The sequence below is a fragment of the Salinicola sp. MIT1003 genome (assembly GCF_001858555.1).
GTDB lineage: Bacteria > Pseudomonadota > Gammaproteobacteria > Pseudomonadales > Halomonadaceae > Salinicola > Salinicola salarius.
This window is the reverse complement of the sequence record NZ_MCAP01000011.1, coordinates 332,192-346,947: the sequence shown is the minus strand read 5'-3', so window position 1 is coordinate 346,947 and position 14,756 is coordinate 332,192. Positions and strand designations below refer to the sequence as shown.

General features: G+C 63.5%; 15 protein-coding genes. 9 read left to right on the top strand and 6 right to left on the bottom strand.

Features of this window, described 5'->3' with window-relative positions; genetic code table 11:
- Positions 1 to 97: 97 nt before the first annotated feature.
- A complete protein-coding gene (locus BC443_RS06770) occupies positions 98 to 2,191 on the top strand; it encodes a TonB-dependent receptor (RefSeq protein WP_071231064.1) in 2,094 nt (697 codons plus the stop codon).
- A 109-nt stretch (positions 2,192 to 2,300) separates the two neighbouring features.
- Positions 2,301 to 2,480, top strand: a complete 180-nt coding sequence (locus tag BC443_RS06765; RefSeq protein WP_071231063.1) for a hypothetical protein — start codon at positions 2,301 to 2,303, stop codon at positions 2,478 to 2,480.
- 214 nt (positions 2,481 to 2,694) lie between these two features.
- Here BC443_RS06765 and serA read toward each other — a convergent pair whose 3' ends face one another.
- Entirely contained in the window at positions 2,695 to 3,945 is a 1,251-nt protein-coding gene (gene serA, locus BC443_RS06760; protein WP_071231062.1) for a phosphoglycerate dehydrogenase, read from the bottom strand.
- Between the two features lie 362 nt (positions 3,946 to 4,307).
- On the bottom strand, positions 4,308 to 5,474 hold the full coding sequence (locus tag BC443_RS06755) for a zinc-dependent alcohol dehydrogenase (protein ID WP_071231061.1): 1,167 nt from the start codon (positions 5,472 to 5,474) through the stop codon (positions 4,308 to 4,310).
- 393 nt (positions 5,475 to 5,867) lie between these two features.
- Here BC443_RS06755 and BC443_RS06750 point away from each other — a divergent pair, with 393 nt between their 5' ends.
- The 5 genes from BC443_RS06750 (at position 5,868) to BC443_RS06730 (ending at position 10,533) form a co-directional block, all read left to right on the top strand.
- Positions 5,868 to 6,173 carry an exodeoxyribonuclease VII small subunit gene (locus tag BC443_RS06750; RefSeq protein ID WP_071231175.1) on the top strand — a complete coding sequence of 102 codons (306 nt, stop codon included), beginning with the start codon at positions 5,868 to 5,870 and terminating at the stop codon, positions 6,171 to 6,173.
- Positions 6,163 to 7,053 carry a farnesyl diphosphate synthase gene (locus BC443_RS06745; protein ID WP_071231060.1) on the top strand — a complete coding sequence of 297 codons (891 nt, stop codon included), beginning with the start codon at positions 6,163 to 6,165 and terminating at the stop codon, positions 7,051 to 7,053. The genes BC443_RS06750 and BC443_RS06745 overlap by 11 nt, the downstream gene beginning before the upstream one ends.
- 17 nt (positions 7,054 to 7,070) lie before the next feature.
- Complete coding sequence (dxs, locus tag BC443_RS06740; protein WP_170835858.1) at positions 7,071 to 9,047, top strand: 1-deoxy-D-xylulose-5-phosphate synthase; 1,977 nt, start codon at positions 7,071 to 7,073, stop codon at positions 9,045 to 9,047.
- Between the two features lie 10 nt (positions 9,048 to 9,057).
- Positions 9,058 to 9,834 (top strand): co-chaperone DjlA, encoded by a 777-nt coding sequence (gene djlA, locus BC443_RS06735; protein WP_071231058.1) that lies wholly within the window; start codon positions 9,058 to 9,060, stop codon positions 9,832 to 9,834.
- 99 nt (positions 9,835 to 9,933) lie between these two features.
- The gene (locus tag BC443_RS06730; RefSeq protein WP_071231057.1) at positions 9,934 to 10,533 is read left to right on the top strand and encodes a class I SAM-dependent methyltransferase; all 600 of its coding nucleotides are present in this window, start codon (positions 9,934 to 9,936) and stop codon (positions 10,531 to 10,533) included.
- On the opposite strand, the gene BC443_RS06725 is transcribed toward BC443_RS06730, so the two are convergent.
- Positions 10,534 to 11,118, bottom strand: coding sequence for a TetR/AcrR family transcriptional regulator (locus BC443_RS06725; protein WP_071231056.1), 585 nt, complete (start codon positions 11,116 to 11,118; stop codon positions 10,534 to 10,536).
- Between the two features lie 102 nt (positions 11,119 to 11,220).
- Between BC443_RS06725 and BC443_RS06720 the strand changes: the two genes are divergently transcribed.
- Positions 11,221 to 11,538, top strand: a complete 318-nt coding sequence (locus BC443_RS06720; protein WP_210766252.1) for an SMR family transporter — start codon at positions 11,221 to 11,223, stop codon at positions 11,536 to 11,538.
- Positions 11,538 to 11,867 carry a multidrug efflux SMR transporter gene (locus BC443_RS06715; protein WP_071231055.1) on the top strand — a complete coding sequence of 110 codons (330 nt, stop codon included), beginning with the start codon at positions 11,538 to 11,540 and terminating at the stop codon, positions 11,865 to 11,867. The genes BC443_RS06720 and BC443_RS06715 overlap by 1 nt, the downstream gene beginning before the upstream one ends.
- Positions 11,868 to 11,930: 63 nt before the next feature.
- On the opposite strand, the gene BC443_RS06710 is transcribed toward BC443_RS06715, so the two are convergent.
- The 3 genes from BC443_RS06710 to BC443_RS06700 are packed head-to-tail and all read right to left on the bottom strand — an operon-like array spanning position 11,931 to position 14,748.
- Positions 11,931 to 12,887 (bottom strand): isoaspartyl peptidase/L-asparaginase, encoded by a 957-nt coding sequence (locus tag BC443_RS06710; RefSeq protein WP_071231054.1) that lies wholly within the window; start codon positions 12,885 to 12,887, stop codon positions 11,931 to 11,933.
- A complete protein-coding gene (locus BC443_RS06705; RefSeq protein WP_071231053.1) occupies positions 12,884 to 13,660 on the bottom strand; it encodes an amino acid ABC transporter ATP-binding protein in 777 nt (258 codons plus the stop codon). The genes BC443_RS06710 and BC443_RS06705 overlap by 4 nt, the downstream gene beginning before the upstream one ends.
- A complete protein-coding gene (locus tag BC443_RS06700; RefSeq protein WP_083387255.1) occupies positions 13,657 to 14,748 on the bottom strand; it encodes an amino acid ABC transporter permease in 1,092 nt (363 codons plus the stop codon). Before BC443_RS06700 ends, BC443_RS06705 begins: the two co-directional genes overlap by 4 nt.
- Positions 14,749 to 14,756: the final 8 nt, after the last annotated feature.

Genomic DNA, 14,756 nt, shown 5'->3' with positions numbered 1-14,756 from the left:
CTCGCGACCGTGCGGGTCGGAACGCTCGCCAAAAGCGAGACATCACGTCTACACAAGCCGCTGGAAAAGCGGCAACACCTCCATTGCAGGGAACGCCATGAAATTTCGCTATCTTCCAACGGCACTCTGTCTGGGCGCCGTCCTGCCCGGCGTGGCGCTGGCGCAGTCCGGCTCGGCGTCGTCTGCCGCGAGCCCGTCGACGGCCGCGCAACCGGTGATCGAGGTCACCGCGCCAAGGCTCTCCCGCGAGCTGTACGCGACACCCGCTGCCGTCTCGGTGGTCGAGCGCGACGAGATCCAGCAGGGCCAGCAGCGGGTCCGTCTGGACGAGTCGCTGATCACGGTGCCCGGTCTCTTCCTGCAGAATCGCGATAATTTCGCCCAGGGCGAACGCATTTCCATCCGCGGGTTTGGCGCGCGGACGCCCTGGGGCGTGCGTGGCATCACCGTGCTGGTCGATGGCATTCCCTACACGTTGCCGGACGGTCAGGCACAGCTGGATGCGATCGATCTCGACAGCGCCGAGCGCATCGAAGTGATCCGCGGACCGGCCGCGGTGCAGTACGGCAACGCCGCCGGCGGCGTGATCAGCGTGACCACGGCAGACGGCAGCGACGATCCGGGCAGCCATATCCGTATCGAAGGTGGCAGTGACGGCTATCAGAAGACGTCGGTCAGCAACGGCGGCGTCAACGGCCCCTGGTCGCACCATATCAGCGTGTCGGCGCTCAATGTCGACGGCTATCGCGACCACAGTTCGACCGAGAAATACCTGCTCAACGCCAAGCTGCGTCGCGAACTGGGCAGTGATCGTGCGCTCACGGCGATCGTCAACCTGCTGGACAGCCCCTACGCCGAAGACCCGGGCGGATTGACCGCGGCAGCCGTGGACGAAGATCGAGAGGGCACGGTCGACAGCAATTTCTACTCGCCGACCCGAATCGATGCGGGGCAGGAGGTCGATCAGCAGGTGCTCGGCCTGCAGTACGAGGATCTCTCCGCCGGCCCCGGCGAGTTCTACCTCAAGGGGTTCTATCTCAAGCGCGACTACCAGCAGCAGCTGGCCTATGCGGGTGACGACAACTTCGTTGCCTACGATCGCGACTACTACGGTGGCAGCGCCGAGTATCACCAGGCACTGGAGCTGGGCGAGCTGCCGCTGCGCTACGTGGCCGGCGTGGACGTGGGGCGTCAGGTGGACGACCGTTACCGGGAAGCGGTGAACATCGATGGCGATCATCAGGGGCGCACTGCCGACGAGACCCAGAAAGCGACCTCGCTGGGCGCGTTTCTGCAGGGCGATCTCGACCTGACCGAACGCTGGACGCTCTCGCTCGGCACCCGCTACGACCGGGTCGATTTCGATATCGACGACGACTATATCGATCTCGCCAACGACGACGGCGACGACAGCGGCGACCGTACCTTCGAGCAGTGGAGCGGCAGTGCCGGGCTCAGCTTCCGTTACCTGCCCACGCATCAGGTCTACCTGTCGACGGGCACCTCGTTCGAGACGCCGACCTTTGCCGAGTTCGCCAACCCGGCCGGCGTCGGTGGCTTCAATCCCGGTATCGAACCGCAGAAGGCGTGGAATCGCGAGATCGGCCTGCGCGGCAATTTCGACAACGGTCTCGATTACGACGTGGCGCTGTTCTCGACCCGCGTGCGGGACTCACTGGTCTCCTATCAGATCGATGGTCGCGACTACTACCGCAATGCCGGCAAGAGCCAGCAGGACGGTATCGAGGCGGCGCTGGGCTGGCAGTTCCAGCCCAGCTGGCGCCTGGATAGCGCGCTGACGCTGGCCAAGTACGAATTCGATGACTTCGAGGACGCCGACGGCAACTACGACGGCAACCGGATTCCCGGCCTGCCGGAGAAGACCTGGGTCAATCGCCTGACCTGGCAGGGGCTCGGCCAAAGGTTCGCGACGGTGGAAACCCAGTACATCGGTTCGATGATGGCCGACGATGCCAACGAGGTGAAGATCGACGACGTCTGGCTGGTCAACCTGCGCGGTGGCGACGGCTGGCGGCTGGGCGGTGATACCTGGCTTAAGGGCTACGTCGGCATCCGCAATCTGTTCGACCGCGAGCATTATGCCAACGTGATCATCAACGCGACCAATGCGCGCTATTTCGATCCGGCGCCGGGGCGGACGGTCTATGCTGGTATCGGTATCGACTTCTGACACGCCGATGTCTCTAGTGACGTCTCGTGGCGATGTCTCGAGTCGATAGCCATGACACGAGAGCGGCGTTCGAGCATCGCCGCCATCAACGATGATTCAAGGAACCGTTATGCGAATTCTCATTGCGTTTGCCGGGGCTCTGGTCCTGTTCTCCCTGATCGGTGGTTGCACGTTCAACCGTTACAACGATGGACAGCGCGAGGTGAAGCCGGGCGTGCCGCAAGAAGGACCGACCAGCAACCCGGCGGATGCTTCACGCGGTCAGAACGGCTCCGGCGAGCTGCCGTAAACGCGTGGTGACACGCCTGACCTGACGTAGAAAGCCACCGGCTGCAACGAGATCGCCCCGCAAAAAGCGGGGCGATTTGAGGCGGCTGCCGGCCAGTCGTTTCGACACAGCCTGAAAGGGCGGCTTTTCGATCGTCGGTGTATCGAGGCACCTTTCAGGCTTGTTAGCCGTTTTTCAGGCTTGGCAGACGTTCTTCCGGCTTGGTAGCCGTTCTTCAGGCCTGATAGTCGCTCTCGGAGTAGAGCACGCGCAGGCGCAGGGTGTGATCGACCTGCTTGAGCGCTTCCAGCGCCTGCTTGCCGTAGGCCTTGTCGACGTCGATGACGACGTAGCCGACCTTGTCGTTGGTCTGCAGGAACTGGCCGGCGATGTTGATGCCGTTTTCGGACAGCACGCGGTTGATCTCGGAGAGCACGCCGGGCACGTTCTCGTGGATGTGCAGCAGGCGATGCTTGTCCGGATGCGAAGGCAGCGCCACCTCGGGGAAGTTGACCGAAGTGATGGTGGTGCCGTTGTCGGAGTAGGTCACCAGCTTGTCGGCGACTTCGATGCCGATGTTCTGCTGCGCTTCCAGCGTGGAGCCGCCGATATGCGGGGTCAGGATCACGTTCTCGAGACCGCGCAGCGGCGAGGTGAACTCCTCGTCGGCGCCCTTGGGCTCGACCGGGAAGACGTCGATCGCCGCGCCCAGCAGCTTGCCGCTCTTGAGCGCTTCGGCTAGGGCCTCGATATCCACGACCGAGCCGCGAGAGGCGTTGATCAGGATGCCGCCCTGCTTCATCAGCGCGATCTGCTCGGCGCCGATCATCCAGCGCGTCGACGGCAGATCCGGCACATGGAGGCTGACCACGTCGGCGCGGGCCAGCAGTTCCTCGAGGCTGCCCACCTGACGCGCATTGCCCATCGCCAGCTTGGTCACCACGTCGTAGTAGAGCACGTCGAGGCCGAGCGATTCGGCAAGTACCGAGAGCTGGGCGCCGATGCTGCCGTAACCGATGATGCCCAGCGTCTTGCCGCGGGTTTCATGCGAGTTCTTGGCGGATTTCAGCCAGCCGCCCTGATGCGCGCGAGCGTTCTTCTCGGGGATGCCGCGCAGCAGCATGATCGTTTCGGCCAGCACCAGTTCCGCCACCGAACGGGTGTTGGAGTAGGGCGCGTTGAATACCGGAATGGCGCGCTTGAGCGCCGCATCGAGATCGACCTGGTTGGTGCCGATGCAGAAACAGCCGACGGCAGTCAGCTTTTCCGCCGCGGCGAAGACCCGCTCGTTCAGCTGGGTCCGGGAGCGAATGCCGATGAAGTGCACGTCGCGGATCTTTTCGATCAGATCGTCTTCGGCCAGCGACGTGGAGAGCGTCTCGATATTGGTGTAACCCGCGTTCAGCAGCGTATCCACGGCGGACTGGTGAATGCCCTCGAGCAGGAGGATCTTGATCTTGCTCTTGTCCAGAGACGTCTTGGCCATTGGTGGATCAACCCTTCTTCATCGGCTTGTGGCGACGGTGGCATGAAAGCCGTGTCGCGGTCATGGGGGAAGACCTGGCGGGACTGGGGCAGAAATCTCCGCCTCAGCGGCGCCAGCGGGCGCACAGCTTAACACAGGCACTGGCGGGCGGGATGAAAATGACGCAGCTTCGACATGAAGCCCGTGCATTCGAGATTGGTTGTGACAAGCGGCGAGGGTTGGCGGCAAGGCAGACGACAAAGACGCGAAACGCCCCGCAGGGGGGGCGTCCGAGATGCCGTTTTGCTTTTCCGTCTTGTTTTGTGGGGGGCGGTTTATGGGGAGCGGCCGACAGCCGTGAAGCCTGCCGGCAGCGCGGCGGTTCAGGGCGTCAGCACGATCTTGCGACAGTCGTCCTGCTTGTCTTCGAACATGCGGTAACCATCGGCGGCCTGATCCAGCGTCATGCGGTGGCTAATGATCGCCTCGGGCTTGAGCTTGCCCTGCTCGATGGCTTCCAGCAGCTTGGGCAGGTAGTGATGAACGTGGGTCTGGCCGCCTTTCATGGTCAGGCCCTTGTCGAAGAAATCGCCGATCAGGAAGCCGTCGACGGCGCCGGCATAGACGCCCGGCACGCTGATATTGCCGCCACGGCGCACCGCTGCCAGGCCCTGGTGCAGGGCGATGTCGCTGCTCTCGACTTCGAAGTTGTCCATCGCCGGCAGTTTGCCGCCGTGACCCTTGGCCTCGTAGCCCACGGCATCGATCACCGCATCCACGCCACGGTAGCCGTCGGTCATCTGGATGATCGCGTCGGCCACGTCGTCGATGTCATCGAAATCGAGCGTTTCGACGCCGTAGGCCTGCCTGGCGAAGTCGAGGCGATAGCGCTGATTGTCGATCATGATGATCCGCTCGGCGCCTTCCATTCTGGCGCAGGCCGCCGACAGCAGCCCCACCGGGCCGGCACCGAAGATCGCCACGCTCGAGCCGGGCGTGATGCCGGCGTTCAGCACCGCCTGATAGGCGGTCGGCAGGATATCGGACAGGAACAGCACCTGTTCGTCGTCGAGCCCGTCGGCGATGCGGAACGGGCCGGTATTGGCCTGGGGAACGCGCACGTATTCGGCCTGCCCGCCGGGGATGCCGCCGAACATGTGGGAGAACCCGAACAGCGCAGCCGGCGCGGGGATCGACTTCTTGTCGAGTGCGCCGCCCTCGTCGGGATTGGTGGTTTCGCACGCCGCGTAGAGCGCGTGCTGGCAGAAGAAGCAGCTGCCGCAGGCGATGACGAAGGGCACCACGACGCGATCGCCTTTCTTGACGCTGGTGACCGCCGGGCCGGCTTCCTCGACGATGCCCATGAACTCGTGGCCGAAGATGTCGCCTGGTTCGGTGGCTGGCATCGACCCCCGGTAGAGGTGGAGATCGGAACCGCAGATGGCGGTGGCGGTAACCCGCAAGACGATATCGTCGTCCTGCTCGATTGTCGGTTCGGGAACGTTTTCGACGCGCACGTCGTGGCTACCCTGATAGACCAGTGCTTTCATGCAGGTGGCTCCTTGCAATGATTTTGGCTTCCGTGATGACACAACGGTCGCTTGCGTCCCCTGAAGTTAGAAAGCCTGTCGGCTCTCTTCCAGCGCATCTCGGGTGGAATGGCTGCGATAGTGCCGATAAATGCGGTTAACGGCTTTCAAGTTGATCTGGATTAAACATGAAGCCGCAATTCGAACGGCGATAGCAGGCGTGCCGACGTCGTTAGCGCCGCAAGGCCGTCGGATTTACCGCCAAGGGCAGACGACCCCCGGGGGCGGCGGTGTATACTGAGAAGCCATTTCCGAACCGGTGCGGCAGCGTTTCGACGCCCGTGCCTCGAAGAACGCTCTCGGCGCCATTGGGGCGTCCTCGAGCGATGACATGAGAGCCCCATGCCCGACAAGATGGCCGACAAGGACGTTTCACAGGGCGTCGACGTCTCCCAGGACGCTGACGTTGCCAAGGATTTTGCCGCGACGCTGGACCAGCTCGAGACATTGGTTGCCCAGCTCGAATCCGGCGAACTGACACTGGAAGCATCGTTGACCGCTTTCGAGCGCGGTATCCGTTTGACGCGGGATGCCCAGCATCGCCTCGACAGCGCCGAACTCAAGGTGCAGGCGCTGCTCGAGCAGAACGACGGCTCGCTACAGGCGGTTCCGTTCGATGACCAGGAGCCGTTCGATCAGGAGCAGAACCATGAACGTTGAGACGCCTGACGCCGCGGGGCTGATCGACACCGCGCGGTCGCGCAGCGAGCATGTGCTGGCGGCATGGCTCAATCGTGCGGATGGCGCCAGCGCTTCGCTCGACGATGCCATGCGTTACAGCGTGCTGGGGACCGGCAAGCGGCTGCGACCGGTGCTGGTCTACCTGGCCGGGCGCGCGCTGGGCGCCGATGACGAGGCGCTGGATGCGCCGGCGGCGGCGATCGAGATGATCCACGCCTATTCGCTGGTGCATGACGATCTGCCGGCCATGGACGACGATGACCTGCGCCGTGGCCGGCCGACGGTTCATCGCGCCTTCGACGAGCCGCTGGCGATCCTGGCCGGCGATGCGCTGCAGACGCTCGCCTTCGAGGTGCTGGCATCCCGGCCGCACCCGCGTCTGGGCGCCTTGATCACGACGCTGGCGCAGGCGGCGGGCCGTGACGGCATGGCTGCGGGGCAGGCGATCGATCTGGGCGCCGTCGGGGCGCCGATGGATCTCGCGGCGCTGCAGGCGATGCATCAGCACAAGACCGGCGCGCTGATTCGGGCCGCGGTCCGCCTGGGCGCGCTGGTGGCGGTCGACGAGGCCGATTCACGAGTCGCGGCGCTGGGTCGCTACGCCGCCGCGATGGGACTGGCGTTCCAGATTCACGACGATGTTCTCGACGTCACTGGCGACACCCAGACGCTGGGCAAGACCTCCGGCGCCGACGCGCGCCGCGACAAACCCACCTATCCCGCCCTGCTTGGCGTTGCGCAGGCGCAGCGCCGCGCCCGCGATCTGCTCGACGAGGCGCTCGCCGCTCTCGAGCCGCTGGGCGAGGCCGGCCAGCCGCTGGCGGCGCTGGCTCGTTTCATGATCGATCGCGATCACTGACCGGTAACGACATGTCTATGAAGCTGTTCGACGAGATTCCTACTCAGCGCCCCCTGACGCCGCTGCTCGATACCCTCGAGTCGCCGGCGGGGTTGCGCCACATGTCACTGTCCCAGCAGCGGCAGGTCGCGGATGAGCTGCGCGCCTACCTGCTCTATAGTGTGGGCTGCAGCGGCGGTCATTTCGGTGCCGGGCTCGGCGTGGTCGAGTTGACCGTGGCGCTCCACCGCGCCCTGGATACCCCCTACGACCGCCTGCTGTGGGACGTCGGCCACCAGGCCTATCCGCACAAGATTCTCACCGGCCGGCGCGAAGCGCTGTCGAGCATCCGGCAGTACGGCGGTCTTGCCGCGTTCCCGCGGCGCGAGGAGTCGCCTTACGACACCTTCGGCGTCGGCCATTCGAGCACCTCGATCTCGGCGGCGCTGGGCATGGCGCTGAGCGCCCGGACCAAGGGCGAGCAGCGCCGTGTCTGCGCGGTGATCGGCGATGGCGCGCTGACTGCCGGCATGGCTTTCGAAGCACTGGCCCATGCCGGGCACGTCAATGCCAACCTGCTGGTCGTGCTCAACGACAACGAGATGTCGATCTCGGAAAACGTCGGCGGCATGGCGAGTTACCTGACGCGGATTCTCACCAGCAAGCCGTATGCCGCCATGCGCGAGAACGGCAAGCGTGTGCTGTCGCATCTGCCGGGCGCGCTGGAGTTCGCGCGGCGCACCGAAGAGCACGTCAAGGGCATGATCAGCCCGGCGACGCTGTTCGAGGAGATGGGCTTCAATTATCTCGGGCCGATCGACGGTCACGATCTGGCCGCGCTGAATCAGGCGCTGGAGGCCGTGCGCGATCTCGACGGGCCGCAGTTTCTCCATGTCCGCACCCGCAAGGGCCGTGGCTTTCGGCCGGCGGAAGCCGACCCGATCGGCTTCCACGCCATCACCAAGCTGGAAAAGACGCCGCCGGCACCGCCCGAAATGGACGCGACCACGCCGCCGGCGAGTGGACTATCGACTTCATCCGAAACCCGCTCCAGGCCCGCCAGACCCAAGCCGCGCAAGTATTGCAACGTCTTTGGTGACTGGCTGTGCGACATGGCCGCAGCGGATTCGCGACTGATCGGCATCACCCCGGCGATGCGCGAGGGCTCCGATCTGATCCGATTCTCGCAGGACTATCCCGAGCGCTACTACGATGTGGCGATCGCCGAGCAGCATGCGGTGACGCTGGCGGCGGGAATGGCCTGCGAGGCGATGAAGCCGGTGGTGGCGATCTACTCGACGTTCCTGCAGCGCGGCTACGACCAGTTGATCCACGACGTCGCCGTGCAGCATCTCGATGTCACCTTCGCCATCGATCGCGCCGGCCTCGTCGGCGAGGATGGCCCGACGCACCACGGCGCGATGGATCTTTCCTACCTGCGCTGCGTGCCGGGTATGATCATTCTGGCCCCGGCGGACGAGGCGGAATGCCGGGCGATGCTCTCCACCGCCTATCATCACGACGGCCCGGCGGCGGTGCGTTACCCGCGTGGCACCGGCCCGGGCAGCGAGATCCCGGCGGACCTCGAGGCGCGAGTGCCGATCGGCAAGGCCGAACTGCGTCGTGAAGCGGCGGCGGAACAGGGCAAGGCGCGTATTGCGCTGCTGGCATTCGGCAGCCTCAACACGCCAGCGGCCGAGGTCGCCGAGCGGCTCGACGCGACGCACCTCAACATGCGTTCGGTGAAGCCGCTGGATCGCGAGGCGATTCTGGCGGCAGCCAGGGACCACGATCTGTTGGTCACGCTCGAGGAGAATGTCGTGGCCGGCGGTGCCGGCAGCGGCGTCATCGAACTGCTGGCGGCCGAGGGCGTCCAGGTGCCAGTGCTCAATCTGGGCATTCCCGATGCCTTCGTCGAACACGGCAAACCGGCCGAACTACTGCGCGATTGCGGGCTGGATGCCGATGGCATCGAAGCGGCCATCCGTCACCGCCTGAACATCAACAACGACTGATAGGATCTTCATGTCAATTGCCATTCTGATCGGCGCCGTCATCGGCTATCTCTTCGGCAAGTTGCCGGGCCTTCTGATCGGCGCCGCCATCGGCTGGTGGATCAGCCGCAAGCTGCGCAGCACGCTGGTAGGGCGCGTGGTCAATATCCAGCATCAGTTCCTGGAGTCGACCTTCGCGGTGATGGGCTGCGTGTGCAAGGTCGACGGCCACATCACCCAGGACGAGATCCGCACGGCAGAGATGCTGTTCGACCGCCTCCATCTGAGTGGCGAGATGCGCGAGCGCGCCAAGGCCGCATTCAATCGCGGCAAGTCGCCGGAGTTCGATCTCGACGCCGAGGTCGAGACGATCCGCCGCGTCACCGGCGGCCAGCGTGCGCTGCTGCAGGTATTTCTGCAGGTGCAGCTGGCAGCGATCGCCGCCGACGGCCAGATGCATCCCGCCGAGCACGACATGCTGCTGCGCGTGGCGCGCGGCCTGGGCTTCTCCGAAGCCGAGATCCAGCAGATCGAAGCGATGCTGCGCGGCGGTGCCCATCAGGGGGCGGGTGGTGCGAGCAGCGGCCAGTCGCTGGAGGATGCCTATCGTGTGCTCGGCGTGTCCGAGGATGTCTCCGATGCCGAGCTCAAGCGCGCCTATCGCAAGCTGATGAGCGAAAACCACCCCGACAAGCTGGCTGGCAAGGGGTTGCCGGAGAGCATGCGCGAGATGGCCAAGGAGCGTACCAGCGAGATCAGCAACGCCTACGATCTGATCAAGAAAACGCGGGAGCAGCGTGGGGGCTGAAGCCGTCTCGCGAAAGCATCATCCGCTATTGTCTCCTGTCGGCGAACACGCTTAGATAGAGATTCGACCTCGAGACAGCCGCAACAAGGATGTGATTGCATGCCAGCGAAGGCCGATCTCTACCGTACTGCCGCCCGGATGCTGGGCACGATCGACAAGCGTGGTTGGGTGCTGCGCTATCGCTACGGCGACCGGCGTCTGCTCGAGGACGTCGTGCTGCCCGAGCTGAACCGCGACCCTGGCGTCGAGACCCTGCTGCTGGTCGGCTGCGCCTGGTATACCCGGCACTATCCCCAGCTGCTGCCGCGCAAACGCGTCATGACCATGGAGATCGACCCGGCCAAGGCAGCCTTCGGCGGCGATTCGCATATCGTGGCCAATATGGCCGATATCACCGAACACCTGCCTTCAGAGAGCCTGGATGCCGTGATCTGCAACGGCGTGCTGGGCTGGGGGCTGGACGAGCCCGACACGGTGGAAGCGGCGTTTGCCGGCGCGGCGACCTGCCTCAAGCCCGGCGGCCTGTTCCTGTTGGGATGGAATGACATACCGCCGCGTAACGGCTGTCCGCCCGACACCATCGCCGCACTGGATGGATTGGAGATCTCCGATATTCCCGGCCTCGACACCCACTCGTTGATCGCCCTCGAGCGCAACCAGCACTGCTATCAGGCTTATCGCAAGCCCGACAAAGGCTGATCAGCCTGCCTTCACGCCCGCCCAGAACACCGACCAGACGCCTTCGAACCGGCGTTCGAGCTCGCGCTTTTCATACATGAAAGTCTCCGACAGCAGTCCATCGACGACGCAGTAGAACGCTGCGACGAAGTGGTCGTCGGTCAATGTCGCCCGCAAGGCGCCGATTCGGCGTCCCTCCTGCACGAAGGCCACGAGACGTCGATCGATCCGTGATTCGCCCTGCTCGGTGATGGCCTCGGCTTCGGTGACCAGATCCTGCGGAGGAAACAGCAGAAAGCGCTTGTAGAACACGCCCTGATGTTCGCGGTAGGCAAACGTGGCGCACTGTTGCAGCAGGTGGCGCAGTCGGTGTTCGAACGGGGCGGCTGCCATGTCGGCCAGGCTGGCATCGATCAGCGCGATCAGGTCGTCGTCGGCGTCGCGGGACAGTTCCAGAAACAGTGCCGCCTTGCTGTCGAAATGGTTGTAGATCGAAGGCTTCTTGATGCCGGCAGCCGTGGCGATCTGCGCCAGCGTCGTGCCTTCGTAGCCATGGCGCGCGAACAGCGAAAGGCCGATCTGCTTGAGTCGATCTCGGGTGTTCAAGGGAATCTTCCGGTGTGATTGAAGGCGTAGCTTGCCAAGAGTCATGGGTCGAAATAAACTAACGACCGTTAGTTAGTCATTTTTTGTCGAATGGATCAAGCAATGATGCGACCGCAATGGGGAATCCTGCCGTTGGCTGGCCTGGCCGAAGTCGGCTGGGCTGCCGGGTTGAAGCATGCCGAGACGCTCACCGACTGGTTGCTGACGGTGGTGCTGGCGATCACCAGCTTGTGGCTCGCCTCGCGCGCGGTACGGTACATGCCGACGAGCACCGTCTACACAGTCTTCGTCGGCCTGGGCGCCGCGGGCACCGCGATTGCCGACTGGCTCCTCTTCGGCGTGCCGTTTCACTGGCCGGTGCTGGCATTCATCGTGCTGTTGCTGGTGGGCGTGATTGGACTTCAACAGGTGAACGACTGATGGAACCGACGACTCTCCACTGGATCGCGCTATTGGCCTCGGGCTGCTTCGAGATCGTCGGCGTCGCCGGCTTCGATCGGCTCAATCGCGGGCAGCGTCTGCACGGCCTGCTGCTGCTCGTGATCGGGTTCGGCAGCTCGCTCGGCCTGTTGTCGATCGCCATGCGCTCGATCGACATGGGCGTAGCCTACGCCATCTTCACCGGCATCGGCACGCTCGGCAGCACACTGATGGGCATGCTGCTTTGGGGCGAATCGCGGCGTCCGCTGCGACTCGCCTTCGTCGGCATGATCGTCGCGGCGGTAGCGGGGTTGAAGCTGGCGAGCTGACGCAATCATGACGACCGGGATGGCGATGTTACTCGGAGACTACCCCGGCCGATGGCGATGATCTTAGGGATGCCGGCGGTCGTCGTCGGCATAGATAGCAGTGTGCAAGGTGCCTTTCTCGTCGCGCCAGGCGCGATACATGCCCGGGGTATTGAAGATCAGGCAAGTATCGCCATTAGGCGCGATGGCGATGACGCCGCCATCACCACCAATCTCCTTGAGTTCACCATGCACCACGGCATTGCAGGCCGTTGTCAGATCTACACCGCCATACTGCATGCGAGCGGCGATATCATGGGCGACGGCCGTACGAATGAAATACTCGCCGTGCCCGGTGGCGGAGATCGCCGCGGAACGGTCGTCCGCCCACGTCCCTGCGCCGATCAGTGGTGTATCACCGATTCGTCCGTAACGCTTATTGGTGATCCCTCCGGTAGACGTGGCTGCGGCTACGTGACCATGGATATCCAGGGCCACGGCGCCGACCGTACCGAACTTGTGACCTTCTGCATGGGTCGGTTCCAGCGCCATGGCGCCATTCGAATGACGATGCTCCTCCCACTGCTGTCGGCGTAGCGGCGTGTCGAAGAAATCATTATCGACCGGTTGCAACCCGCGTGAAGCCAGAAAGGCATCGACGCCACTGCCGCCGAGCATCACATGATCGCTATATTCCATCACCTGGCGTGCAGCGTGGATCGGTTGGCGGGCATGTCGGGCGCCGGCGATTGCCCCAGCGTTGCGGTCGCGACCGCGCATGATTGCTGCATCCAGTTCGTGGGTACCGTCCTGTGTGAAGACCGCGCCGTAACCGGCGTTGAACCAGGGACACTCTTCGAGTTGGATGACACAGGCTTCCACCGCATCGAGGCTATCGCCGTCAGCCTCGAGAATGCGATGTCCGGCAGAGATGGCGCGGTGCAGCCAGGCATGAATATCGTTTTCATCCTCTTCGCTGAGGCGGCCGGGCTTCAGGACGCCGGCGCCGCCATGAATGGCCAGAGCGATGGGTGAACTCATGTGGGAACTCCGTGATCGATGATTTGGTCGAGAAAGCGCCGCGTTCGCGGCGATTCGGGAGAGTGAAAGAATCGAGCTGGAGGTGCCTGTTCAATGATTTCACCGTCGTCCATGAACACGACACGGTCGGCGACCTTCTTGGCGAAGCCCATCTCGTGCGTCACGCAAAGCATGGTCATGCCCTCCTGAGCAAGCTGAACCATGACCTCCAGCACCTCGGCAATCATTTCCGGGTCGAGCGCCGACGTCGGCTCGTCGAACAGCATGACTTTCGGACGCATGCAAAGCGCACGAGCGATGGCGATACGCTGCTGCTGACCACCCGATAGCTGCCCCGGATACTTGTTGGCGTGCTCACGCATCTGAACCTTGTCGAGCAGCGCCAGCGATTTTGCGATGGCTTCTTTCTGCGGGACACGGAGATTGGCCGTCTGCGGCAGGGTGCAGTTCTCGAGGACAGTGAGGTGGGGAAAGAGATTGAAATGCTGGAAACACATGCCGACGCTGCGACGAATACGCTCGAGTCGCTTGACGTTATCGTCGAGTGTTTCGCCGAGTACCTCGATCGTGCCCCGCTGATGTTTCTCGAGTTGGTTGATACAGCGGATCAACGTCGATTTGCCGGAACCGGATGGGCCGCAGATCACGATCTTCTCGCCGGCGGAAACCGTTAGCGATATGTCCTTCAAAGCGTGATAGTCGCCATACCATTTGTTCAGGCTATTGATGTGGATGACGGCGGCGTCGGCCGCTGCTGGCGGGTTAGCGCTCATCGGCGACTCTTCTCCATTTGACGTTCGAGATAGCGCGCATAGCGCGAGAGAGCGAAACAGATCACGAAAAAGAACAAGGCCAGGAACAGATAAACTTCGTTTTCCAGGCCGATCCATTCGGGCGCCGAGGTCGTGCTCATGGCGATGCCCACGACATCGAGAACGCCCACGACCATGACCAGCGTGGTCTCCTTGAACAACCCGACGAACTGCGTCAGCAGGGGCGGGATGGTATTGCGCAACACCTGGGGAAGAATGATCAGTCCCATCGTCTTCCAGTAGGAGAATCCGAGGGCGGCGGCGGCTTCATATTGACCTTTGGACATACCCTGCAGGCCGCCGCGTACCGTCTCCGCCATATAGGCGGCAGTGAACAGGATAAGCACCGCGAGCACGCGCAGGAGGATGTCGATGTTCATGCCCGGTGGCAGAAATAGCTGAATCATCAGTGATGCCATGAATAGCAGCGTGATGACCGGTACCGACCGTATCAGTTCGATGTAAAGAATACTCAGTATCCGGATGACCGGCTTCTTCGAGCGCCGTCCAAGCGCCAGGAGAATGCCGATCGGCAGCGCAAAGACCATCCCGACCACGCCCAGGAACACGGTCACCAGTATCCCGGCGAATTTCGTCGAGGAGACCGACGGCAAGCCCATGCCACCCTTGAGTAGCCACCACATCGCGAATGGCAGCAGCGCGAGGTAGACCAATGTCCAGCGGCGGTCGATACGCTTGATGTAGAGCAATGGGAAGATGCCGACGGCAAGGGCGAAAGCCATGTCGACGCGCCACGCCTGGGTCTCCGGGTAGAAACCGTAGACGAACAGGTCGATGCGCTGCGTGATCGGCAGCCAGCAGGCCCCACCGCCGGTGCAGTCCGCTTGGCTATCGCCGACGAACGTTGCTGAGAACACCAGCCAGTCCAGGGCCACGAAGAAAAACCAGACCACCAGCGCCAGCGTGATGAGGGAAAGAAGGGCATGAAAGGGTGTCGGGAACAGATGACGCCGTGCCCATCGCCAGGCCGGCGCGAGACCATGATGATCGGACGGCGACGTGGCGGGGGAGGAAGTCGGTATCGTCATGTCTGGCA